This window comes from Pseudomonas sp. GW821-FHT03E01 (assembly GCF_059420765.1).
This window is the reverse complement of sequence record NZ_JBWKUI010000002.1, coordinates 289,271-313,166: the sequence shown is the minus strand read 5'-3', so window position 1 is coordinate 313,166 and position 23,896 is coordinate 289,271. Positions and strand designations below refer to the sequence as shown.

At 61.5% G+C, this 23,896-nt stretch carries 18 protein-coding genes; 11 read left to right on the top strand and 7 right to left on the bottom strand.

Annotated features, from left to right (window positions below; translation table 11 throughout):
* Positions 1-106: 106 nt before the first annotated feature.
* Genes AC07VO_RS04405 through AC07VO_RS04360 form a run of 10 tightly spaced genes read left to right on the top strand, consistent with a single transcriptional unit; the run spans position 107 to position 10,208 of the window.
* Complete coding sequence (locus AC07VO_RS04405) at positions 107-673, top strand: outer membrane lipoprotein carrier protein LolA (protein ID WP_064615943.1); 567 nt, start codon at positions 107-109, stop codon at positions 671-673.
* Complete coding sequence (locus AC07VO_RS04400) at positions 657-2,996, top strand: MMPL family transporter (protein ID WP_086944116.1); 2,340 nt, start codon at positions 657-659, stop codon at positions 2,994-2,996. Before AC07VO_RS04405 ends, AC07VO_RS04400 begins: the two co-directional genes overlap by 17 nt.
* Positions 2,996-4,153, top strand: coding sequence for a sodium:proton antiporter (locus AC07VO_RS04395; RefSeq protein ID WP_173861138.1), 1,158 nt, complete (start codon positions 2,996-2,998; stop codon positions 4,151-4,153). The genes AC07VO_RS04400 and AC07VO_RS04395 overlap by 1 nt, the downstream gene beginning before the upstream one ends.
* Positions 4,140-5,387, top strand: a complete 1,248-nt coding sequence (locus AC07VO_RS04390) for an NAD(P)/FAD-dependent oxidoreductase (protein ID WP_086944118.1) — start codon at positions 4,140-4,142, stop codon at positions 5,385-5,387. Before AC07VO_RS04395 ends, AC07VO_RS04390 begins: the two co-directional genes overlap by 14 nt.
* Complete coding sequence (locus tag AC07VO_RS04385) at positions 5,384-6,109, top strand: class I SAM-dependent methyltransferase (protein WP_064615937.1); 726 nt, start codon at positions 5,384-5,386, stop codon at positions 6,107-6,109. Before AC07VO_RS04390 ends, AC07VO_RS04385 begins: the two co-directional genes overlap by 4 nt.
* Positions 6,109-6,606 (top strand): DUF3261 domain-containing protein, encoded by a 498-nt coding sequence (locus AC07VO_RS04380; protein ID WP_019581872.1) that lies wholly within the window; start codon positions 6,109-6,111, stop codon positions 6,604-6,606. Before AC07VO_RS04385 ends, AC07VO_RS04380 begins: the two co-directional genes overlap by 1 nt.
* The gene (locus tag AC07VO_RS04375; RefSeq protein WP_086944119.1) at positions 6,603-7,799 is read left to right on the top strand and encodes a beta-ketoacyl-[acyl-carrier-protein] synthase family protein; all 1,197 of its coding nucleotides are present in this window, start codon (positions 6,603-6,605) and stop codon (positions 7,797-7,799) included. Before AC07VO_RS04380 ends, AC07VO_RS04375 begins: the two co-directional genes overlap by 4 nt.
* The gene (locus AC07VO_RS04370) at positions 7,796-8,254 is read left to right on the top strand and encodes a hotdog family protein (RefSeq protein WP_018928602.1); all 459 of its coding nucleotides are present in this window, start codon (positions 7,796-7,798) and stop codon (positions 8,252-8,254) included. The genes AC07VO_RS04375 and AC07VO_RS04370 overlap by 4 nt, the downstream gene beginning before the upstream one ends.
* A complete protein-coding gene (gene fabG / locus AC07VO_RS04365; RefSeq protein WP_018928603.1) occupies positions 8,254-8,982 on the top strand; it encodes a 3-oxoacyl-ACP reductase FabG in 729 nt (242 codons plus the stop codon). The genes AC07VO_RS04370 and fabG overlap by 1 nt, the downstream gene beginning before the upstream one ends.
* On the top strand, positions 8,982-10,208 hold the full coding sequence (locus AC07VO_RS04360; RefSeq protein WP_018928604.1) for a beta-ketoacyl-ACP synthase: 1,227 nt from the start codon (positions 8,982-8,984) through the stop codon (positions 10,206-10,208). Before fabG ends, AC07VO_RS04360 begins: the two co-directional genes overlap by 1 nt.
* 384 nt (positions 10,209-10,592) lie before the next feature.
* Here the strand turns inward: AC07VO_RS04360 and AC07VO_RS04355 are convergent, their stop codons facing one another.
* Entirely contained in the window at positions 10,593-11,489 is an 897-nt protein-coding gene (locus tag AC07VO_RS04355) for a LysR family transcriptional regulator (protein WP_086944120.1), read from the bottom strand.
* A 118-nt stretch (positions 11,490-11,607) separates the two neighbouring features.
* On the opposite strand from AC07VO_RS04355, the gene AC07VO_RS04350 reads away from it, so the two are divergent.
* Positions 11,608-12,882: an MFS transporter gene (locus AC07VO_RS04350; protein ID WP_018928608.1), complete on the top strand. Its 1,275-nt coding sequence runs from the start codon at positions 11,608-11,610 to the stop codon at positions 12,880-12,882.
* A gap of 69 nt (positions 12,883-12,951) precedes the next feature.
* Here AC07VO_RS04350 and hemE read toward each other — a convergent pair whose 3' ends face one another.
* The 6 genes from hemE to aroK all read right to left on the bottom strand — a co-directional run bounded on the left by hemE (position 12,952) and on the right by aroK (position 23,896).
* Positions 12,952-14,019, bottom strand: coding sequence for a uroporphyrinogen decarboxylase (gene hemE / locus AC07VO_RS04345; protein ID WP_018928609.1), 1,068 nt, complete (start codon positions 14,017-14,019; stop codon positions 12,952-12,954).
* A 233-nt stretch (positions 14,020-14,252) separates the two neighbouring features.
* Positions 14,253-15,671, bottom strand: coding sequence for an FAD-dependent oxidoreductase (locus AC07VO_RS04340; RefSeq protein WP_007936832.1), 1,419 nt, complete (start codon positions 15,669-15,671; stop codon positions 14,253-14,255).
* Positions 15,672-15,704: 33 nt separating this feature from the next.
* The gene (gene gltB / locus AC07VO_RS04335) at positions 15,705-20,150 is read right to left on the bottom strand and encodes a glutamate synthase large subunit (protein ID WP_064615931.1); all 4,446 of its coding nucleotides are present in this window, start codon (positions 20,148-20,150) and stop codon (positions 15,705-15,707) included.
* Positions 20,151-20,502: 352 nt separating this feature from the next.
* Positions 20,503-22,116, bottom strand: coding sequence for an AAA family ATPase (locus AC07VO_RS04330; protein ID WP_064615929.1), 1,614 nt, complete (start codon positions 22,114-22,116; stop codon positions 20,503-20,505).
* A 10-nt stretch (positions 22,117-22,126) separates the two neighbouring features.
* A complete protein-coding gene (gene aroB / locus AC07VO_RS04325) occupies positions 22,127-23,227 on the bottom strand; it encodes a 3-dehydroquinate synthase (protein ID WP_018928613.1) in 1,101 nt (366 codons plus the stop codon).
* A 150-nt stretch (positions 23,228-23,377) separates the two neighbouring features.
* Positions 23,378-23,896 (bottom strand): shikimate kinase AroK, encoded by a 519-nt coding sequence (gene aroK / locus AC07VO_RS04320; protein ID WP_019581860.1) that lies wholly within the window; start codon positions 23,894-23,896, stop codon positions 23,378-23,380.

Below are 23,896 nucleotides of genomic sequence, written 5' to 3'. Positions count from 1 at the left end.
GACTGCGCAGCAGTCGCCACCGGATATGCCTGAACGACGGCTTCGCCGCCGGACGCAGCCTCGCAGGCTCGGCAGCTGCTACGGGATTGGTGTGAGCTTGATATTTATGCTGGGCTTTTCATCGTTGGCCCAGGCCTTCGATCTCCAGCAACTGAGCGATCAACTGGCCAAACCCGATGTGATCCACGGCAACTTCATCCAGGAAAAACACCTGCGCGCCCTGCCCCAGCCGCTGACCAGCAAGGGCACCTTCGTTCTGGCGAAAAATCACGGCCTGCTCTGGCTGCTGAAAACGCCGCTGCAACAGGATTACCGCATCAGCGACAAGGGCATTGCCCGGCGGGATGCCAGCGGCTGGCAAATGCTGCCGAACAAGAGTGCCGGCGCCGAACAGAACCGTTTGTTCCTCGCCGTGCTGCAAGGCGACAGCAGTGGCCTGCAACGGGATTTCGAGCTGTCGTTGAGTGGCGATGCGCAGAACTGGAAACTGACCCTGACCCCGCGTTCGATGCTGCTCAAACAGGTGTTCAATCAGATCAACATTGACGGCGGCGAACTGGTGCACAACATCGAACTGCTCGAAACCCAGGGTGACCGAACCCTGTTGCGCATGCAGGACAGCACCAGCGCCCAACCTTTGAGCGATGCGGAGCAACATGACTTTGCCGAGTGAACGGATGCTGCCGCGGCTGTTCCTGGTCCTGCTGCTGGCGGTGCTCGCACTCGCCGGTTGGCAGTGGCGCGACGGCACTCCGCTGTCGGCCAACCTGATGGAACTGGTGCCAGGCACCGCGCCGGACGCACTGGAGTTGCGCGCCGAACAACGCATGCAAGAACCGCTGAACCGGGAAATGCTGGTGCTGGTCGGCCATAAAGACCGTCAGCAAGCCATCGCCATGGCGCAAAAACTCGGTGAACAGTGGCAAGCCAGCGGCGTGTTCGAAAAGGTCCAGTGGAACCTGCAAGCCGACTTGCCAGCGCTGCGCACGCAATTGCTGCAAGGCCGACTGGCGATGCTGTCCGCGGCCGACCGTCAGCAACTCATCGAGCATCCCGACGCCTTTATCCAGCAACGGGTACAAGCCCTGTTCGACCCCTTCACCGGGTTCAGCCTGGTGCCGAGCCAGGATGACTGGCTCGGCCTGACCGGACGCATCCAGAACAGCCAGCCACAGCGCGGTTCGGTGCAGTTGGACATCGGCAGCGGCGTGCTGGTCGCCGATGCCGACGGCAAGAGCTGGGTGATGCTGCGGGCGCGAACCGTCGGCAACGCATTCGACATGAACCTGCCGCTGCAAGTGGCTGACCTGCTCCAGCACAGTCGCGAAGAAGCCGCCCAGGCGGATGTGCAACTGCTCGCTGCCAGCGGCCTGCTGTATGCCGCCAGCGGTCAACGGCAAGCCGCGCGCGAGATCACCTGGGTCGGTGGCGGCGCCACGATGGGGATTTTGTTGCTGCTGTTGCTGGCCTTCCGGCGTTGGCGGGTGGTGCTGGCGTTCGTCCCGGTGCTGGTGGGCATGCTGTTCGGCGCGGTGGCCTGCGTGGCACTGTTCGGTCAGATGCATGTGATGACGCTGGTGCTGGGCTCAAGCCTGATCGGCGTGGCGGTGGATTACCCACTGCATTACCTGTCGAAAAGCTGGAGCCTGAAACCCTGGCACAGTTGGCCGGCGTTGCGCCTGACCCTGCCAGGGCTGACGCTGAGCCTGATCACCAGTTGCATCGGCTACCTGGCCCTGGCCTGGACGCCGTTCCCGGCCCTGACCCAGATTGCCGTGTTCTCCGCCGCTGGCCTGCTCGGCGCTTATCTGTCAGCGGTGTGCCTGCTGCCGGCGCTGCTCAAGGGCGCGCAACTGCGTCCGGCGCAATGGCCGATGCGCATTGCCGAGTCTTTGCTGGCGCTGCGTGAATCGCTGCTCAAATACGTACGCACGCCGGTGCTGCTGGCGCTGCTGATCGCATTCTGTGTCGGCGGTCTGTTGCAGCTGCAGACCAAAAACGACATTCGCCAATGGATCGGCGCACCGCAACAACTGACGGACGAAGCCCAGACCATTGCGCGCATCACCGGCTATCAACCCACCAGCCAGTTTTTCCTGGTGCGCGCGGTCAATCAGCAGGAGTTGCTCGAACGCCAGACGGCACTGAGCGAGCGCCTGGATCAGTTGGTCAACCTGGAAAAACTCCAGGGCTACCTGTCGCTCAACCAGTTGGTCAGCCCGCCGAGCGAACAGCGCAAAGTGCGTGATGCTCTGGGCAAGCTGCCGCAGTTCTGGCAACCGTTGCTCGAGCTTGGCGTGCCTGCCGACGCGCTGCAAGCCGAGTTGGTGAAGCTACAGGCGCTGCCCACCGAAGATATCGATGCGGCCCTGGCCGGCCCATTGGCCGAGCCCTACCGCACCCTGTGGCTGGGGCCGACCGATAACGGCGTGGCCGCGATGGTCAGCCTGCAAGGTTTGAACAATCCGGCGTTGTTGCGGGTCCAGGCGCTGGACTTGCCGGGTGTGCAACTGGTCGACCGCCTCGGCGACCTGAACAAGGTATTTGCCGCAACTCAAATCAGCGCCGCTGAATTGAAACTCGCCTCCTGCGTATTGATCGTGCTGGTGCTGATTCTGCCATTCGGTCTCGGTGGCGCACTGCGAATTGTCTCCCTGCCACTACTGGCGGCCCTGTGCAGCCTGGCAAGCCTCGGCTGGCTCGGGCAGCCGCTGACGCTGTTCAGCCTGTTCGGCCTGCTGCTGGTGACAGCCATCAGCGTCGACTACGCGATCCTCATGCGCGAGCAGATCGGCGGCGCCGCCGCGAGCCTGCTGGGCACCATGCTGGCAGCCGCAACCACATGGTTGTCGTTTGGCCTGCTGGCGGTATCCAGCACACCGGCGGTGAGCAACTTCGGCCTGTCGGTGAGCCTCGGCCTGGCATACAGCTTCATCCTGGCGCCGTGGGCCGGACGCCAAGTCCACACCGCCCCGGTTGCGGAGCCAGCAGCGTGATGGTCGCGGCGTTCTGGGTCATGGCCCTGGTGTTGTTCGCCATGGCCACCCACGTCGGTCGACGTTTCGGTCTGATTCCGATCGTCAGCCAGTTGTTGCTGGCAACCTTCGGCCTGCCGCTGCTGATGTATTTCTGGATCGAACCAGGCTGGCATCTCAGCGGTGCCGACCTGATCTCGCCGAGTTGGCTGAAGAACCTCTACAGCCTGAGCTTTGCCTTGCTGCTGGGGCACATCCTCAGCGACGTGATCGACCTGCGACTGGATCGCCAGAGCCTGAAAATCGCCCTGCCGAGTTTCTGCATTCCCTTTGCCTGCGGGCTGGCGACAGCGGTCTGGCTACTGCCGCCACAGCCGTGGATCAGCTCGCTGGCGGTCGGTCTGTTGTTCGCCATCACCGCGATTCCGGTGTTGTACCTGTACCTGCGACACATCAACTACCCGCCCGCCGCCACCCGACGCCTGGTGCAGACCGCGATCCTGATCGACCTGACTTGCTGGACCCTGTTCGCGTTCGCCCAAGGCAGCCTGCACCTGAGCAGCCTCTTGCTGCCGCTGGCAGGCGCCTGTCTGCCGTTATTGCTGCGACTGCTCGGGTTGCGCCAACCGTTGCTGCACAGCGGCTGCTTCTTCGCGCTGCTGGTGGTCGCCGAGCACTTCAAGCTCAATGCGCTGATTTTCGGCATCGGTTACCTGCTGTGCATGGCCGCGCTCAAGGTGTCGCTGGTACTGCCATTGCCAACGGCGTGGATGAGTCGTTTGCAGACCTGGATCGCCATCCCGTTGATCCTCACGTTCGGCATCGTGCAGATCAACGTGCACAGCGCCCTCGACAGTCTCGGTGGGGTGCAACTGGCCGCGCTCCTGTTGTTGCCGATCGCCAGCAAATTGTTGGGCAACTGGCTGGGCCTCGGCTGGGCCGGCGTCTCGTTTGAAGGTGCCAGCCGCTGGCGGGAAAGCCTTTTACTGAATATCCGCGGCTTGAGCGAAATCGTCTTTCTCAACCTGCTGCTGCAACAACAACTCATCAGCCCCGAGCTGTATTTCGCGCTGATGTTGATGGGCCTGGTCGCAACCCTGCTGCCGGCACTCGCCGGCATGCACCGAATCCCTTTGAACATCGCCGCCCCGGCAAGGAGCACCCGTGCCAACAGTTGAAATGGAACGTCGTCAGGTGGTGGTGATCGGTGCCGGCCCCTCGGGCGCCATCGCCGCCGCGCTGCTCAAGCGCAAAGGCCATGATGTGCTGATGATCGAACGCCAGCATTTCCCGCGGTTTTCCATCGGTGAAAGCCTGCTGTCCCACTGCCTGGATTTCGTCGAAGAAGCCGGCATGCTCGACGCGGTCAATGCGGCCGGTTTCCAATTGAAGAACGGTGCGGCATTCGCCTGGGGCGATCAGTACAGCACCTTCGATTTCGGTGAGACGTTCAGCAACGGCAAGCCGACGACCTTCCAGGTCCAGCGCGCCGACTTTGACAAACTGCTGGCCGATCAGGCTGAACTGCAGGGAGTCGACGTCCGTTACGGCGAAGCCATCGTCAGCGTTGATTTCAGCTTGGCGAAACCGCAGCTCGATGTGCTTCGCGAAGATGGCAGCCAATACCGCGTCGAGGCCGATTTCGTGCTCGATGCCAGCGGCTACGGTCGCGTACTGCCACGCTTGCTGGACCTTGAGGCACCGTCGAACTTTCCGGTGCGCCAGGCGGTGTTCACCCACGTCGAAGACTGTATCGACAGCCCGGCTTTCGAACGGGAAAAAATCCTCATTACCACCCATCCGACCCAGCGCGACATCTGGTTCTGGACCATCCCGTTCAGCAACGGTCGCTGCTCGGTGGGCGTCGTGGCAGCCGCCGAACACTTCGCAGGCCGCACCGAGAATCTGGACGACTGCCTGCGCGGCTTTATCGCTGAAACGCCAAGCCTGGCCGGGGTGCTGAACAATGCGGTGTGGGATACCCCCGCGCGGACCATCGGCGGTTATTCGGCCAACGTCAAAACCCCGCATGGCCCTGGCTTCGTCTTGTTGGGCAATGCCGCGGAATTTCTCGACCCGGTGTTCTCCTCCGGCGTGACCATCGCCATGCGTTCGGCGAGCATGGCCGCCGGGGTGTTGCACCGCCAACTGCAAGGTGAAAGCGTCGACTGGCAGACCGAATTCGCCGAACCGCTCAAGCGCGGCGTCGATACCTTCCGTTGCTACGTCGAGGGCTGGTACGCAGGGACTTTTCAGGATGTGATTTTCTATCAGGGCGGTACAGAGGATATTCGCCGCATGATCAGCTCGATCCTCGCGGGTTACGCCTGGGATGAACGCAACCCGTTCGTCAGCGAAGCCAAACGTCGACTGCGGATGATCTCAGACCTGTGCGCCAGGGAAGCGACATGAGTTATTTGAGCGACAACTACGTCGAAGAAACCCGTTTCGGCTTCTGGTTCCTGCGCAGCCACACCTGGCAGCACCATGTATTGCGAGTGGCGATCAATGACTTGCGCAGCCTGTTCAGCACACCGTTGCCCAGCAATCCGGTCTTGCTGGACGCCGGGTGCGGCCAGGGCAAATCGTTCCAGTACCTGCGCCAGACCTTCGCGCCCAAGCATCTGATCGGACTGGATGCCGACCCTCACAGCCTGAACCTGAGCGGCGAAGAAGCGGCCCGCCAGGGCATGGAGGTAGAGCTGATCGGCAGTGACTGCGCGAGCATTAAAGTGCCGGACGCCAGTGTCGATCTGCTGTTCTGCCACCAGACCTTCCATCATCTTGTCGAGCAGGATCAGGCCCTGGCCGAGTTCTATCGGGTGCTCAAGCCGGGCGGTTATCTGCTGTTCGCCGAGTCCACCGAGGCTTACATTGATACGTGGGTGATTCGCTGGTTGTTCCGCCACCCGATGCACGTGCAAAAGAGTGCCGCCGGCTACCTGGAGATGATTCGTCGGCAGGGTTTTGAATTTAGCCCGAAAAACGTGTCTTACCCTTACTTGTGGTGGAGTCGCGCCAAGGATTTCGGCCTGCTTGAACGCTTCGGCTTGCGCCAGCCAAAACCCTTTGGCCAACGGGAAGAAACCCTGGTCAATGTGGTCGCGCGCAAGCCCCTTGAAGAGAGTGTCTGATGATCCGTTTGCTGCTTCTGGGTTGTGTCCTGCTGCTGAGCGCCTGCGCCAGCCAGACGCCGCTGCCCGAGCGAACCCCGAACCTGGCGTTGCCACTGCAACTGCATATCGAACGGCAGATGGCCGAGCAGCGTCAGGACTGGCTCCTGGTGATCCAGCGTGAAGGCCCGGGCATTCGCTGGTCGATGATGGACCCGTTGGGGATTCCCGTGGCACGACAGAAACTGATCGATGGCCAATGGCAAGCCGACGGTCTGCTACCACCCAATCCGGAAGCCCGGGAGCTGTTCGCCGCCCTGTTGTTTGCATTGACCCCCGAAGGCGAGTTGCACGGCAACTATCCCGCCGCCCGGCAGCATGACGGGCAACGGTCATTGTCAGCGCGCTGGAACATCCGCTATTCACAACCAAGTCTTTCGCAACCACCGAGCTTTGAATTGAACGTGTCCCAAGGCCCGCATTATCGCGTCACCCCGTTAGGCGAAAACACGCCATGACCGCTTACCTGAATGCCCTCGGGGTGATCTGCGCCCTCGGCCGCGACAAGCAGGAAGTCGCCCGCAACCTGTTTGCCGGCGATTGCTCGGGCATACGCAACGAGGCCGGCTGGGTCGCGGAGCGCTCGTTGCCCGTGGCGGCGGTGCGTGGTGAGCTGGCACCGATTCCGGCTGAGCTGGCTCATCAAAGCAGTCGCAACAACCAATTGCTGCTGGAGGCCGCGCTGCAAATTCGCCAAGACATCGAGCAGGCGATCCAGACCTACGGCCGCGACCGTATCGGCGTCATTCTGGGCACCAGCACCTCAGGCATCGACGAAGCCAGCCGCGGCCTGGCCCATTACATCCGCGAACATCACTTCCCGGCCGATTATGACTATCAGCAGCAAGAGCTCGGCGCTCCGGCGACGTTTCTCGCCGACTGGCTGCAATTGAGCGGCCCGGCCTATGTGATCTCCACCGCCTGCACCTCCAGCGCCCGCGCGCTGATGAGTGCCCAGCGGCTGCTCGACCTGGGCATGTGCGATGCCGTGTTGTGCGGTGGTGTCGACAGCTTGTGCAAGCTGACCCTCAACGGTTTCTCGGCCCTGGAAGCGGTGTCCGAGCAACGCTGCAACCCGTTTTCGGCGAACCGCAACGGCATCAATATCGGCGAAGCCGCGGTGCTGTTCCTGATGAGCAAAACCGCCGGCAGCAGCCAACCGATTGCTTTGCTCGGCAGTGGCGCCAGCTCCGATGCACACCATATTTCCGCGCCGGAACCCACCGGCCGTGGCGCCCGGCAAGCCATGCACAAAGCCTTGAGCCGCGCAGGCCTGCAACCCCAACAGATCAGCTATCTGAACCTGCACGGCACCGCCACCCAACACAATGACGCCATGGAAAGCCTGGCGGTGACGGCGCTGTTTCCACAAGGCGTGCCTTGCTCATCGACCAAACCGATGACCGGCCATACCCTCGGCGCCGCTGGTGCCCTGGAAGCGGCGTTCTGCTGGTTGAGCCTGAGCGCGGATAACCACGAGCATGCCCTGCCGCCCCATCTCTGGGACGGGCAGCCCGACCCCGAGTTGCCGGCGTTGCATTGGGTGACCCCGACCGACCACCTGACGTCCATTGCACCCCGCTACCTGATGAGTAATTCCTTTGCCTTTGGTGGCAATAACGTCAGCTTGATTATCGGAGACGCCTCATGATTACCTGGCCGCTCGCCGAATTGCTGCCCCATGCCGGCGACATGATCCTCATCGATCAGATCCTGTCGTTCGACGACGAGCAGATCTATACCCGACTCACCGTCAAACCCGGCGGCCTGTTCAATCGCCCCGACGGCAGTCTGCCGGCCTGGGTCGGCATCGAGCTGATGGCCCAGAGCGTCGCCGCTTATGCCGGTTGCCATGCGCGCCAGAAAGGCAATGCGGTGGAACTGGGCTTCCTGCTCGGCAGCCGCAAATTCGAATGCAACGTGGAACACTTCCCCGCCGGCACCGAGCTGACTATCCACGGGATACGCTCGCTGGAAGACGATAACGGCATGGGCGTATTCGAATGCCACATCACCGCCCCCGGCATCCACGCGACCGCTCGGTTGAACGTGTTCCGCCCGCCTCAAGCCGCTCAATATCTGCATGAATCCCAAGGAGTCGAGTGATGACTGAATCCGTACTGGTCACCGGCTCCAGCCGTGGTATTGGCCGCGCCATCGCATTGCGTCTGGCCAGGGCCGGGCATGACATCGTGCTGCACTGCCGCAGCGGCTTGGCGGACGCCGAAGCCGTCAAAGCCGAAGTGGAAACCTTGGGCCGCAACGCGCGCATCCTGCAATTCGACGTCAGCAACCGCGCCAGCTGCAAAGCGATCCTTGAAGCCGATGTCGAAGCCCATGGCGCCTATTACGGCGTGGTGCTCAACGCTGGCCTGACCCGCGACGGTGCTTTTCCGGCCCTGAGCGAGGAGGATTGGGATGTGGTGATGCGCACCAACCTCGACGGTTTCTACAACGTGCTGCACCCGGTGATGATGCCGATGATCCGTCGTCGCGCCGCCGGGCGGATTGTCTGCATTACTTCGGTGTCCGGGCTGATCGGCAATCGCGGGCAGGTCAATTACAGCGCGTCCAAGGCCGGTCTGATCGGCGCGGCCAAGGCATTGGCGATTGAGCTGGGCAAGCGCAAAATCACGGTTAACTGTGTCGCACCCGGCCTGATCGACACGGCGATGCTCGATGAAAACGTGCCGGTGGAAGAACTGATGAAAATGATCCCCGCACAACGCATGGGCACCCCGGAAGAGGTGGCCAGCGCAGTGAATTTCCTGATGTCGGCGGAAGCTTCGTACATCACCCGGCAGGTTCTGGCCGTCAACGGAGGCCTGTGCTGATGAAGCGCGTCGTCGTCACCGGCATGGCCGGCATCACCTCACTGGGCAGCGACTGGGACACCATCGCCGCCAACTTCGCCGCCAACCGCAGCGGCATTCGTCGCATGCACGAGTGGGATCGCTTTACCGAACTCAATACCCGCCTGGCCGGGCCGATAGACGACTTCGAGGTGCCCGGCCACTGGACGCGCAAGCAACTGCGCAGCATGGGCCGGGTATCGCGGCTGGCAGTCGGCGCTGCAGAACAGGCCCTGGCGGACGCCGGGCTGCTGGGTGATGAGTCGATCAAAGACGGGCGCATGGGCGTGTCCTGCGGCTCGTCCACCGGCAGCACCGACGAGATCAAGGCGTTCGGCAAAATGTTGCTCAATTCGGTGGCCGAAGGCCTGAACGCCAACTCCTACGTGCGGATGATGCCGCACACCACGGCAGCGAATATCAGCATCTTCTTCGGCCTCACCGGCCGACTGATCCCGACCTCCAGTGCCTGCACCAGCGGTAGCCAGGGCATCGGTTACGCCTACGAGTCGATCAAGTTCGGCCGCCTGCCGCTGATGCTCGCCGGCGGCGCCGAAGAGCTGTGCCCGACCGAGGCCATGGTGTTCGATGCGCTCTACGCCACCAGCCTGAAAAACGATGCCCCGCAAACCAGCCCGCGCCCTTACGACAGCGGCCGCGATGGCCTGGTCATCGGTGAGGGCGGCGGCATGCTGGTACTCGAAGAGCTCGAACACGCCCTGGCGCGTGGCGCCCGCATCCACGCCGAGATCGTCGGTTTCGGCAGCAACGCCGACGGCCAGCATGCCACCCGCCCCGAGCTGATCACCATGCGCCGGGCCATGGAGCTGGCTTTGGAAGACGCCGGGCTCGACCCAAGCGCCATCGGCTATGTAAATGGTCACGGCACCGCTACAGAGCAGGGCGACATTGCCGAAACACTGGCGACCAACAGTTTGTTCGGCGAACACATGCCGATCAGCTCGCAGAAGAGCTTCCTCGGCCACACCCTGGGAGCCTGCGGCGCGCTGGAGTCCTGGTTCAGCATCGAAATGATGAACCGCGACCTGTACGTGCACACCTTCAACCTCGACGAGGTCGATCCACAGTGCGGCAAGCTCGATTACCTGCGCGGCGAATTCCGGCAGATGAGCAACCAGTATGTGATGAACAACAACTTCGCTTTTGGTGGGGTCAACACCTCGTTGATCTTCCGCCGCTGGTCGTAAACGAGCCACGCAGGGGCGATCATTACCGGGGTTGCGCTGAAAGGGGATTTGGCGAAGGTTCAGTAACGCCAGAATCGACAAAGGGCGCCTTTCGGCGCCCTTTCACAAACAGGTCGGCTTGTCATCGCCCGGTACCTGCCTGGCTCTGCGATGGCTGGTTACCCAGGATCCTCAGAGTCTCACAAGCCCCTTTCGGGAACGCGGGCAGTATTGCTTGAAACTTAACGGGAGACAACGGGTGGCGACTCGCCCAACTGTGCCACCTCTGATGGCATCACAGGCCAAGAGCGTTGCGTACCGCGGCTTTGATTGCGTAAAACTCAGATAAATCACTAAGACGGATCCATTACTTGAAGTGACCTGAGTGCGGTGATTTGCTCGCTTTCACTTCCCTTCAACCTTACGCGTCAACAACTCCACAAACGCCTTGGCCATCGGCGACTTCTGATCCTTGCGCTGCACCAGCCACACCGCCGAAATCGCCTCTGGATCGAGCAATGGCCGATACACCACGCCATCAATGCGCATCCGCTGATAAGACGCCGGCAACACCGATACCCCCAAACCCGCCGCCACCAGCCCGATGATGGTCATCGCCTCGCCCGCCTCCTGGGCAAAGTGCGGGCTGAAGCCGGCGTCCCGCGCCAGAGTGAGCAGTTGTGCGTACAGACCGCTGCCATAGCTGCGCGGGAAAAATACGAACGGCTCGAGGGCCAGAGCGGACAGGAACAGACCTTCTTCGCTGCCATCCACCAGCGGATGCTTGGAGCTGAGCACCGCCACCAATGGCTCACGCATCAGTTCCACCACGCTGAGGGAGTCCGGCAAGCCCAACGGTCGCATGATGCCGACCTCGATCGACTCGTCCACCAGCGCATCGGCCACTTGGGTGCTGCTCATTTCCCGCAGGTTCAGGTGCACCGCCGGGAAGCGTTGGCGAAATGAGAAAATCGCCTGGGGAATGGTCGAATTGAACGGCGCCGACGAGGTGAAGCCGATCTTCAGTTCACCCAATTCACCAAGTTGTGCCCGCCGAGCCACATCCGCCGCTTTGTCGACCTGCGCCAGCACCAGCCGCGCCTCTTCCAGAAACAGCCGACCGGCCTCACTCAACTCGACCCGACGATTGGTCCGCTCGAACAGACGCGCCCCCACTTCCTGTTCCAGCGCCTGAATCTGCTGGCTCAGCGGCGGCTGCGAGATGCCCAGCACTTGGGCGGCGCGGCCGAAATGCAGTTCTTCGGCGACGGCAATGAAGTAGCGCAGGTGACGCAATTCCATGAAAACTCCATTAGGTCGTTAAACCTATCAAACAGGTCGAACAATATATTGGATAGAAACATTAGCCAGCTATATGATTTTTTCATTGCCTGACCGGCTGCGTCCTCCGAGGTCCGAAGTGAAAACTGCTGTCGCCCCACTCGCCCATGAAATCCCGCCCGCCGCGCTGAATGATGTCGTCGCTGAACACAACGAGATTTACATCGAGAAAGGCACACCGATGTTTATGCGCACGGTGCTGGCGCTGTTCTCCGGAGGCTTCGCGACCTTTGCCCTGCTCTACTGCGTACAGCCGATGATGCCGCTGCTGTCCCGCGAGTTTTCCATCAATGCGGCCCAGAGCAGCCTGATCCTGTCGGTCGCCACCGGCCTTCTCGCCATCGGCTTGCTGATCACCGGCCCCATCTCCGATCGCATCGGGCGTAAACCGGTGATGGTCGCCGCACTGTTCGCCGCCGCACTGTGCACCATGGCCAGTGCGATGATGCCGAGCTGGCAAGGCGTGCTGGTGATGCGGGCGCTGGTCGGGCTGTCGTTGAGCGGTCTGGCGGCGGTGGCGATGACTTACCTGAGCGAAGAGATCCACCCGCAGCACATTGGCCTGGCCATGGGCTTGTACATCGGTGGCAATGCCATCGGCGGCATGTGTGGACGCTTGATCGTCGGGGTGCTGATCGACTTCGTCAGCTGGCACACGGCAATGCTGGTCATCGGCGGCCTGGCGCTGATTGCCGCCGCGGTGTTCTGGAAAATCCTCCCCGAATCGCGCAACTTCCGCGCCCGCTCGCTGCACCCGCGTAGCCTGCTCGACGGCTTCACCATGCACTTTCGCGACGCCGGCCTGCCGCTGCTGTTTGTCGAAGCGTTCGTGCTGATGGGCGCGTTCGTTACCCTGTTCAACTACATCGGCTATCGCCTGCTGGCCGAGCCGTATCACATGGACCAGGCCTTCGTCGGGCTACTCTCGGTGGTGTACCTGTCGGGCATCTACAGTTCGGCGAAAATCGGCGCCCTGGCCGACCAGCTCGGCCGGCGCAAAGTGCTCTGGGCAACCATTGTGGTGATGCTCGCGGGCCTTGCGTTGACGATGTTTACGCCCCTGCCAGTAGTGATCTTCGGCATGCTGGTCTTCACCTTCGGCTTCTTCGGCGCGCATTCGGTGGCCAGCAGCTGGATCGGTCGTCGCGCGACCAAGGCCAAGGGGCAGGCGACGTCGTTGTACCTGTTCAGCTATTACGCCGGGTCGAGTATCGCGGGTACGGCGGGCGGTATGGCCTGGCATCTGGGTGGCTGGAACGGGATCGGGCTGTTCATCAGCGGATTGCTGGTGATTGCGCTGTTGGTGGCGTTGAAATTGGCGAAGTTGCCGCCGTTGGAGAATTTGAAAGCTTAAGGCTGCGATCTTTTTGATTTTGATGCAAAAACGCCCGGCAAATGCCGGGCGTTTTTTATCGGGCGACGATCACTCGTGATACTGCGCCGACAGCTCATGCACCGCGCGCAAGAAAGCGCCTGCGTGCTCCGGATCGACTTCCGGGGTAATGCCATGGCCGAGGTTGAACACGTGGCCACTGCCCTTGCCGTAGCTGGCGAGAATCCGGCCGACTTCGGCGCGGATGGCTTCGGGCTTGGCGTAAAGCACGGTCGGGTCCATGTTGCCTTGCAGGGCGACTTTGTTGCCGACGCGTTGACGGGCCTCACCGATGTCGCAAGTCCAGTCCAGGCCCAGCGCATCAGCGCCGGCGTCGGCGATGCTTTCCAGCCACAGGCCGCCATTCTTGGTGAACAGGATGACCGGCACTTTGCGGCCTTCATGTTCGCGGATCAGGCCGCTGACGATTTTGCGCATGTAGGCCAGGGAGAATTCCTGGTACGCCGCCGCCGAGAGATTTCCGCCCCAGGTGTCGAAGATCTGCACTGCTTGTGCGCCGGCCAGGATCTGGCCATTGAGGTACGAGGTGACCGACTGCGCAAGCTTGTCCAGCAGCAGGTGCATGGCTTGCGGGTTGTCGTAGAGCATGGCCTTGGTCTTGCGGAAGTCTTTCGACGAACCGCCTTCAACCATGTAGGTGGCCAGGGTCCATGGGCTGCCGGAAAAACCGATCAGCGGCACACGGCCGTTCAGTTCGCGGCGGATGGTGCTGACTGCGTCCATGACGTAGCCGAGGTCTTTCTGTGGATCAGGAATCGGCAAGGCTTCGATGTCAGCCAGGGTGCTGACGACCTTTTTGAAGCGTGGACCTTCACCGGTCTCGAAGTACAGGCCCTGGCCCATGGCATCGGGGATGGTCAGGATGTCGGAGAAGAGGATCGCCGCGTCCAGTTGTGGATAGCGGTCGAGCGGTTGCATCGTGACTTCGCAAGCGAACGCCGGGTTCATGCACAGGCTCATGAAGTCACCGGCCTTGGCACGGCTGGCGCGGTATTCCGGCAGGTAGCGACCGGCCTGACGCATCATCCACACTGGGGTGACGTCTACGGGTTGCTTGAGCAGGGCGCGAAGGAAACGGTCGTTCTTCAGGGCAGTCATGTCGGCATCCGGAAAAAAAGTGCGGGCATTTTCTCAGAGCGCGACGCAAAAGGCACGGCAAGAGCCGATCCTTTTGTCTATCGGGTCAATTTGTCGCGGTGAAATGCAGACTTTGCAGCACCACAAAACCCTGTAGGAGCCGGCTTGCTGGCGATTCAGACGACGCGGTGTATCAGGTACACCGCGTTATCGTTCATCGCCAGCAAGCCGGCTCCTACAGGGTCAGGCGTCGATCAGACGCCCAGGTAATCCAGGATCCCTTCAGCGGCATTGCGGCCTTCGAAGATCGCCGTCACCACCAGGTCGGAACCGCGCACCATGTCACCACCGGCGAAGATTTTCGGGTTGCTGGTCTGGTGCTTGTACTGGCCTTGCTCCGGCGCCACGACGCGGCCCTGGCTGTCGGTCTGGATGCTGAACTGCTCGAACCACGACGCCGGGCTTGGACGGAAACCAAACGCGATGACCACGGCGTCGGCCGGGATGATCTCTTCGGAACCCGGGATCGGCTCGGGGCTGCGACGGCCACGGGCATCCGGCTCGCCGAGACGGGTCTCGACCACCTTCACGCCTTCGACACGGTCTTCACCGACGATTGCGATCGGCTGGCGGTTGTAGAGGAATTTCACGCCTTCTTCCTTGGCGTTCTTCACCTCTTTGCGCGAGCCCGGCATGTTCGCTTCGTCACGACGATAGGCACAGGTCACCGCCTTGGCGCCCTGACGAATGGAGGTACGGTTGCAGTCCATCGCCGTGTCGCCGCCACCCAGCACCACCACTTTCTTGCCTTTCATGTCGACGAAATCTTCCGGCGACTTTTCAAAGCCCAGGTTGCGGTTGACGTTGGCGATCAGGAAGTCCAGCGCGTCGTGCACGCCTGGCAGGTCCTCGCCGGCGAAGCCGCCCTTCATGTAGGTGTAGGTGCCCATGCCCATGAAGACCGCATCGAACTCTTCGAGCAGTTGTTCCATGGTCACGTCCTTGCCCACTTCGGTGTTCAGGCGGAACTCGATGCCCATGCCGGTGAAGACTTCGCGGCGATTGCTCAGCACGGTCTTTTCCAGCTTGAACTCGGGAATGCCGAAGGTCAGCAGACCGCCGATTTCCGGGTTCTTGTCGAACACCACCGGCGTCACGCCGCCACGCACCAGCACGTCGGCACAGCCCAGGCCCGCAGGGCCCGCACCGATTACCGCAACACGCTTGCCGGTCGGCTTGACCTTGGACATGTCCGGGCGCCAGCCCATGGCGAACGCGGTGTCAGTGATGTACTTCTCGACCGAACCGATGGTCACTGCACCGAAACCGTCATTGAGGGTGCAGGCACCCTCGCACAGACGATCCTGCGGGCACACCCGGCCGCAGACTTCCGGCAGGGTGTTGGTCTGGTGCGACAGCTCGGCGGCCTGGAGGATGTTGCCCTCGGCCACCAATTTGAGCCAGTTGGGAATGAAATTGTGCACCGGGCACTTCCATTCGCAATACGGGTTACCGCAGCCCAGGCAGCGGTGGGCCTGGTCGGCCGACTGCTGGGGTTTGAACGGTTCGTAGATTTCCACGAACTCTTTCTTGCGTTGACGCAACAGTTTCTTCTTCGGATCCTTGCGCCCGACATCGATGAACTGGAAGTCGTTATTCAGACGTTCAGCCATAGTTAAAACCTCATCAAACTCTTCAGGCGCATATCACTGCGGGTTGGCACGGGTGCTGGAAAGCAACGATTTCAGGTTGGCAGCCTTGGGCTTGACCAGCCAGAAACGACGCAGATAGTCATCGAGGTTTTCAGCGAGGTTACGACCCCACTCGCTGTCGGTTTCCTCGACGTATTCGTTCAGCACGCGTTGCAGGTGGCTGCGATAGGCTTCCATCGCCTCACCGCTGATCCGCTGAATTTCCACCAGTTCGTGGTTGACCCGGTCAACGAAGGTGTTGTCCTGGTCGAGCACGTAGGCGAAACCACCGGTCATGCCTGAGCCGAAGTTGTAACCGGTCTTGCCCAGAACGCAGACGAAACCACCGGTCATGTACTCGCAGCAGTGATCGCCTGTGCCTTCCACCACAGTGTGAGCACCGGAGTTACGCACCGCGAAACGCTCGCCAGCGGTGCCGGCGGCGAACAGCTTGCCGCCAGTGGCGCCATACAGGCAGGTGTTGCCGATGATGGCACTGTCCTGCGTCTTGTAGAGGCTGCCTTTCGGCGGAACGATGACCAGTTTGCCGCCGGTCATGCCTTTGCCGACGTAGTCGTTTGCGTCGCCTTCCAGGTACATGTTCAGGCCGCCAGCGTTCCACACGCCAAAGCTCTGACCCGCCGTGCCTTTGAAGCGGAAGGTGATCGGCGCGTTAGCCATGCCCTGGTTGCCGTGTTTGCGAGCGATTTCACCGGAGATCCGCGCGCCGATGGAACGGTCGCAGTTGCAGATATCCAGGGCGAAATCGGCACCGCTCAGGTCGTTGATTGCCGAGGTGGCCATGTCGACCATTTTCTCGGCCAGCAGGCCTTTGTCGAACGGCGGGTTGCGGTCGACCTGGCAGAATTGAGGCTTGTCTGCCGGGATGTGATCGCTGCCGAGCAACGGAGTCAGGTCCAGGTGGTTCTGCTTGGCGGTCTGGCCTTCGAGGACTTCCAGCAGATCGGTACGACCGATCAGCTCTTCGAGGGAGCGCACGCCCAGCTTGGCCAGCCACTCACGGGTTTCTTCGGCGACGTAGGTGAAGAAATTCACCACCATGTCGACGGTCCCGATGTAGTGATCCTTGCGCAGCTTCTCGTTCTGAGTCGCAACGCCGGTGGCGCAGTTGTTCAGGTGGCAGATGCGCAGGTATTTGCAGCCCAGGGCGATCATTGGCGCGGTGCCGAAGCCGAAGCTTTCAGCGCCGAGAATGGCTGCCTTGATCACGTCGAGGCCGGTTTTCAGGCCACCATCGGTTTGTACCCGGACTTTGCCGCGCAGGTCGTTGCCACGCAGGGTCTGGTGGGTTTCGGCCAGGCCGAGTTCCCACGGCGCACCCGCGTATTTGATCGAGGTCAGTGGTGATGCACCGGTGCCGCCGTCGTAGCCGGAGATGGTGATCAAGTCCGCGTAGGCCTTGGCCACACCGGCCGCGATGGTGCCGACGCCCGCTTCTGCCACCAGCTTCACCGAAACCAGCGCATTCGGGTTGACTTGTTTCAGGTCGAAAATCAGCTGCGACAAGTCTTCGATCGAATAGATGTCGTGGTGCGGCGGAGGCGAAATCAGGGTCACGCCCGGCACTGCGTAACGCAGCTTGGCGATCAGACCGTTGACCTTGCCGCCTGGCAACTGACCACCTTCGCCGGGCTTGGCACCCTGGGCGACTTTGATCTGCAGCACTTCGGCGTTGACCAGGTATTCCGGGGTCACACCGAAGCGGCCAGTGGCGACTTGCTTGATTTTCGAGCTCTTGATGGTGCCGTAGCGCGCCGGGTCTTCGCCGCCTTCGCCGGAGTTCGAACGCGCACCGAGGCGGTTCATGGCTTCGGCCAGGGCTTCGTGGGCTTCCGGCGACAGGGCGCCCAGCGAAATACCAGCGGAGTCGAAGCGCTTGAGCACCGACTCCAGAGGCTCGACTTCGCTGATGTCCATCGGCGTGTCGAGGGTCTTGACCTTGAGCAGGTCGCGGATCATCGACACCGGGCGGTTATCCACCAGTGACGTGTATTCCTTGAACTTGCTGTAGTCGCCCTGCTGCACTGCGGCTTGCAAGGTGTTGACCACGTCAGGGTTGTAGGCGTGATATTCGCCACCGTGGACGAACTTCAGCAGACCGCCTTGCTGGATCGGCTTGCGCGGGCTCCAGGCTTCGGCCGCCAGGGCTTTCTGCTCGGCTTCGATGTCGACGAAGCGTGCACCCTTGATGCGGCTTGGCACACCACGGAAGCTCAGTTCGCAGACTTCTTCGGACAGACCGATGGCCTCGAACAGCTGCGCACCGCGATACGACGTGATGGTCGAGATGCCCATCTTCGACAGGATCTTGAGCAGGCCCTTGGTGATGCCTTTGCGGTAGTTCTTGAACACCTCATAGAGGTCGCCCAGCACTTCACCGGTGCGGATCAGGTCACCCAGCACTTCATAGGCCAGGAACGGGTAGACCGCCGAGGCGCCGAAACCGATCAGCACCGCGAAGTGGTGCGGATCACGAGCGGTCGCGGTTTCCACCAGAATGTTGGAGTCGCAACGCAGGCCTTTTTCGGTCAGGCGATGGTGCACGGCACCGGTCGCCAGCGAAGCGTGGATCGGCAGCTTGCCCGGAGCAATGTGACGGTCACTCAGTACGACCTGGGTGCGACCGGCGCGAACGGCTTCTTCAGCCTGATCGGCGACGTTACGCACCGCGGCTTCGAGACCGACGCTCTCGTCATAGTTGAGGTCGATGATCTGACGCTCGAAGCCTGGGCGATCGAGGTTCATCAGCGAGCGCCACTTGGCCGGAGAAATGACCGGCGAGCTGAGGATCACGCGCGAGGCGTGTTCCGGCGACTCCTGGAAGATGTTGCGCTCAGCACCGAGGCAGACTTCCAGCGACATGACGATGGCTTCGCGCAGCGGGTCGATCGGCGGGTTGGTGACCTGCGCGAACTGCTGACGGAAATAGTCGTACGGCGTGCGCACGCGCTGGGACAGCACGGCCATCGGCGTATCGTCGCCCATCGAGCCGACGGCTTCGTAGCCTTGCTCGCCGAGCGGACGCAGCACCTGGTCGCGCTCTTCGAACGTGACCTGGTACATCTTCATGTACTGCTTGAGCTGGTCGACGTCGTAGAACGCTGAACCGTGGTCGTTGTCTTCCATGGTCGCCTGAATGCGCAGGGCATTCTTGCGCAGCCATTGCTTGTACGGATGACGGGACTTCAAGCGGTTGTCGATGGCGTCGGTGTCGAGGATCTGACCGGTTTCGGTGTCCACGGCAAAGATCTGGCCCGGGCCGACACGCCCCTTGGCGATCACGTCCTCAGGCTGGTAGTTCCAGACACCGATTTCCGACGCCAGGGTGATGAAGCCGTTCTTGGTGGTGACCCAACGCGCCGGCCGCAGGCCGTTACGGTCGAGCAGGCACACCGCGTAGCGACCGTCGGTCATTACCACGCCGGCCGGACCGTCCCACGGTTCCATGTGCATCGAGTTGTATTCGTAGAACGCACGCAGATCCGGGTCCATGGTTTCGACGTTCTGCCACGCAGGCGGGATGATCATCCGCACGCCACGGAACAGGTCGATGCCACCGGTGACCATCAGCTCGAGCATGTTGTCCATGCTGGAGGAGTCGGAACCGACACGGTTCACCAGCGGGCCGAGTTCATCCAGATCCATCAGATCATTGGTGAACTTGGTGCGACGGGCCTGCGCCCAGTTGCGGTTGCCGGTGATGGTGTTGATTTCGCCGTTGTGGGCAAGGAAGCGGAACGGCTGCGCCAGCGGCCATTTCGGCAGCGTGTTGGTCGAAAAGCGCTGGTGGAACACGCAGATCGAAGTTTGCAGGCGCTGGTCGCTCAGGTCTGGATAGAAGGCGGTCAAATCCGCCGGCATCATCAGGCCTTTGTAAATAATGGTCTTGTGGGAAAAGCTGCAGATGTAGTGATCGACATCGGCGGCGTTGGCCACGGACGAACGACGACGGGCGCTGAACAGCTTGATCGCCATGTCCTGATCGCTCAGGCCTTCACCACCGACGAACACTTGCTCGATCAGCGGCAGGCGCTCGAGGGCCAGGCGGCCGAGGACGCTGGTGTCGATCGGCACTTTGCGCCAGCCGACCAGGGTCAGGCCTTCGGCCAGGATTTCGCGGTTCATGTTCTCGCGAGCGGCTTCGGCTTTCACCGGATCCTGGTTGAAGAAGACCATGCCCACGGCATATTGCTTGGGCAGTTCGACGCCGAAGGTTTCCTGGGCGATGGCACGCAGGAACACATCCGGCTTTTGAATCAGCAGACCGCAACCGTCACCGGTCTTGCCGTCGGCGTTGATCCCACCGCGGTGGGTCATGCAGGTCAGGGCCTCAATGGCCGTTTGCAAAAGGGTATGACTGGGCTCGCCCTGCATATGGGCTATCAGGCCAAAACCGCAGTTATCCTTGAATTCATCTGGTTGGTACAGACCTGCTTTCATAGACACTTTCTCACCAGGCTGCCTCTTATCGAGGCAAATTTCTTTTCAATTCAACCAGTTACCATCCGCGCCGAACGTACGCCAGCTTTGCGGGGGCAAAAGGGAGGTCATTGTACACACCGACACAGAGGCTCACAAATTTGACGACGAAATGTCGCAAATCCATGTCGCATTTGTGAAAGGTTTAAAGCGATATGCTGTGCTAGTCAAAACTTTTTTAATTTTGACCGCAGCGACTCAAAGACTACTGTGACGCAGACACCACAAGGCACGCGGTCTATAGAGACAGCGCGCGCACTTGTAGAAATTTTGAGGTGCTTGGAGAGGCGGCCTGGGTAAGGCCGCCGAATCTTCAGCGAGTTGTTGCCAGTTCCTGTTGGACGCTGGCGACAGTGCGAGGCCAAGGTTTACCAGCCTGAACCTTCGCTGGCAAGGCCTTGATGGCAGTAACGGCTGCATCGCGGTTGGCGAAGCTACCGTAGGTGATGACGTAAAGCGGCTTGCCGTTGAGCACTTTCTTGAAATAACGGTACTCGCCGCCCTGCTCCTTGACGAAGTTTTGCGCGGTCGATTCGGAGCTGGTGCCAAGGATCTGCACTACATAGCTGCCTGGTGCCTGGCCTGCGTACCAGCTGCCACCAGCGGCTTTGGCCACGGTAGCTGGCTTCTCGGCGGGTTTGGCCACGACGGCCGGCTTGGCGGGCGCTGGAGCCGGTTTGGCAGCCGGTGCAGGCGCTGGCGCTGGCTTGGCCACAGGCGCGACAGGCTTGGCGGTCGCGACTTGAGTCGGCGCAGGCGTCGGCTTGGCAGCCGGTGTCGGCGCGGGCCCCGCTGGAACGCCTGCCGGTGGCGCAGTGGTGGTCACGGTCGGCGGTGTGGCGCTGGAGCCTTCGACCGGTACGCCATCATCGCCTTCGGTAATGCCTCCAGCCGCTTCGGCCAACGGACCACGCATCACTGGCTGCGAGTTACCGACCAACGGCAATGGCATCGGTTGCGTATTACCGGCGAACTCCACGGAGGGAGCGCCTGCACTGTTAGGTTTTGGCGTGCCCTGGCCCAGCGGCAGTTGTGCCTGTTCGTTGGCAGGCGCGCCGGTGGTCGGTGCTTTGTTGCGACCTGGCATCAACCAGGCGGCAGCTACCGCGACCACGACGACGGCGGAAATTGCCAATACGTGTTTCTTCGGCATGTTGAACCCCATACTTGGACGCTTGACCGCTGAGCGGCTGGCAATCATGGCTTCGATCATTGCATCGCGGGCGACCTGGTTGATGTTGCCAGGCCAACCGTCGGAGCTTTCGTGAATATCAGAGATCTGATCCGCGGTGAAAAGTTCGATTCCCCGGCCAGCACCTTCAAGACGCTGATCCAGATATTCGCGGGTTTCTTCTTCGGTGTAGGGCTGCAATTCGATGACGTGAAAACGCTCTTCCTCGAGGCTCAGCGCATCAAGTTGAGCAATCAGCGAGGACTCACCGAACAGGAATACATGCGGACGACCTTCCGGCGCGCCGGCAGCCAGGGCCAACAAGGCTTCCAGTGCAGACTCGTCGAGTTGCTCGGCGTCATCCACCAGCAAATAGACTTCCTGCCCCGTGAGCGCAAGCTGCACCACTTGAGCCAGGATCGCACCGATCTCGGCCTGAGCAACGTCCAGCGCCTGAGCCACTTGATTCAGCACGCCAGCGGCATCGCCGGCGCCACGGGCGGAAACCACCACGCTCTGCACTGACTGTTTGTTGGTGCTGGCTACCAGGGCCTGACGCAACAGGGTTTTGCCGCTGCCTTGCGGACCGGTGACCACCAGCAGCAACTGGCTGTAGCGAGCCAGGTGGTGCAACTGGCCCAGCACCGGCTTGCGCTGGGCCGGGAAGAATTTGAAGCCAGGCACCCGTGGAGCGAAAGGGTCATGACTTAACTGGTAATGGCCGAGGAAAGCCTCGTCGGCATGCAAACTAGTCATCGGGATCTTATTAACCTTTAAGCTGAGCCAGGGCGCGGTAATCCGCTCCCAGCGTGGCCTGTAAAACCTCTTTCGGATAATCGTCGGTCACCACCGCTTCGCCCATGTGGCGCAGCAGCACCAGGCGCAAACGACCGTCGATCACTTTCTTGTCAATTGCCATGTGTTCGAGAAAATCTGCTTCGGTCATCTCTTCCGGCGGGATGACCGGCAGGCCGGCGCGCTGGAACAGGCGAATACCGCGATTACGCTCCTCTTCGCTGATCCAGCCCAGCCGCGCGGACATTTCCAGAGCCATCACGGTGCCAGCAGCGACTGCTTCACCATGCAACCAGACACCATAGCCCATATGGGTTTCGATCGCGTGGCCGAAGGTATGCCCCAGGTTCAACGTGGCACGCACGCCGGTCTCTTTCTCGTCGGCACCCACCACTGCCGCCTTGGCCGCACAGGAACGTTCGATAGCGTAAGTCAGGGCGGCCTGGTCCAGGGCGCGCAGGCGATCGACGTTTTCTTCGAGCCAGGTCAGGAATGGCTCGTCACAGATCAGCCCGTACTTGATGACTTCCGCCAGCCCGGCAGACAGTTCGCGGGCCGGCAGTGTGTTGAGGGTGGCGGTATCGATCAGCACCACGTTGGGCTGATAGAAGGCGCCGACCATGTTCTTGCCCAGCGGATGATTGATCCCGGTCTTGCCGCCCACCGAAGAATCGACTTGCGACAGCAACGTGGTCGGCACCTGGATGAAATCGACGCCCCGCTGGTAGCAGGCCGCGGCAAAACCGGCCATGTCACCGATCACGCCGCCACCGAGGGCAATCACCGTGGTACGACGGTCGTGCCGAGCAGTCAGCAGGCCATCGAAAATCAGTTGCAGGGTTTCCCAGGTCTTGAAGGCTTCGCCATCGGGCAGCACCACGGAAATGACCGAGAACTGCGCCAGACTGCGGGTCAGACGCTCGAGGTAGAGCGGCGCGACGGTCTCGTTGGAGATGATCGCCACCTGCCGCCCGCGGATATGCGGGGCTAGCAGCTCAGGCTTATCCAACAATCCTTCGCCAATATGAATCGGGTAGCTGCGCTCGCCTAGATCGACCTTGAGTGTCTGCATGTGTCCCCACAGTGAAGATGGAATCAGGCGTCCTGCCTTGAGTTTACGAATTCCATGGCGTCTGCTGGTGTGACGCCGTCCGGTAGTCATCCGCCACAACCTTGAGCGGCTGCGACAGGACGCCGAGGATAGCGCATTTCACCCCGTGCATTAACGGGGCGGCAGCTGCTGCAAGCGTTCGAGAATATCGAGCACCACCATCCGCGGTGGCCGCTCATCGGTTTCCACCACCAGGTCGGCGATTTCCCGATACAGCGGGTCACGGATCGCCAGTAAGTCCCGCAGGGTCTTGGCCGGATCGGCGGTACGCAGCAGTGGCCGATTGCGATCGCGAGCCGTTCGGCCCACTTGCTGCTCGACAGACGCGTGCAGATAGACCACCCGACCACCGGCGTGCAGCGCCCGACGATTGGCCTCGCGCATTACCGCTCCGCCACCGGTCGCCAACACCACGCCGTCGGACGCGCACAGCTCGGCAATCATCGCCTGCTCGCGGTCACGAAAGCCCGGTTCGCCTTCTTTATCGAAAATCCACGGGATATTGGCGCCCGTGCGCAATTCAATTTCCTTATCGGAATCTTTGAACGGCAGGCGCAGCTCTTTGGCCAGCAACCGGCCGATGGTGCTTTTTCCAGCCCCCATCGGTCCAACAAGAATCAAATTTCGCAC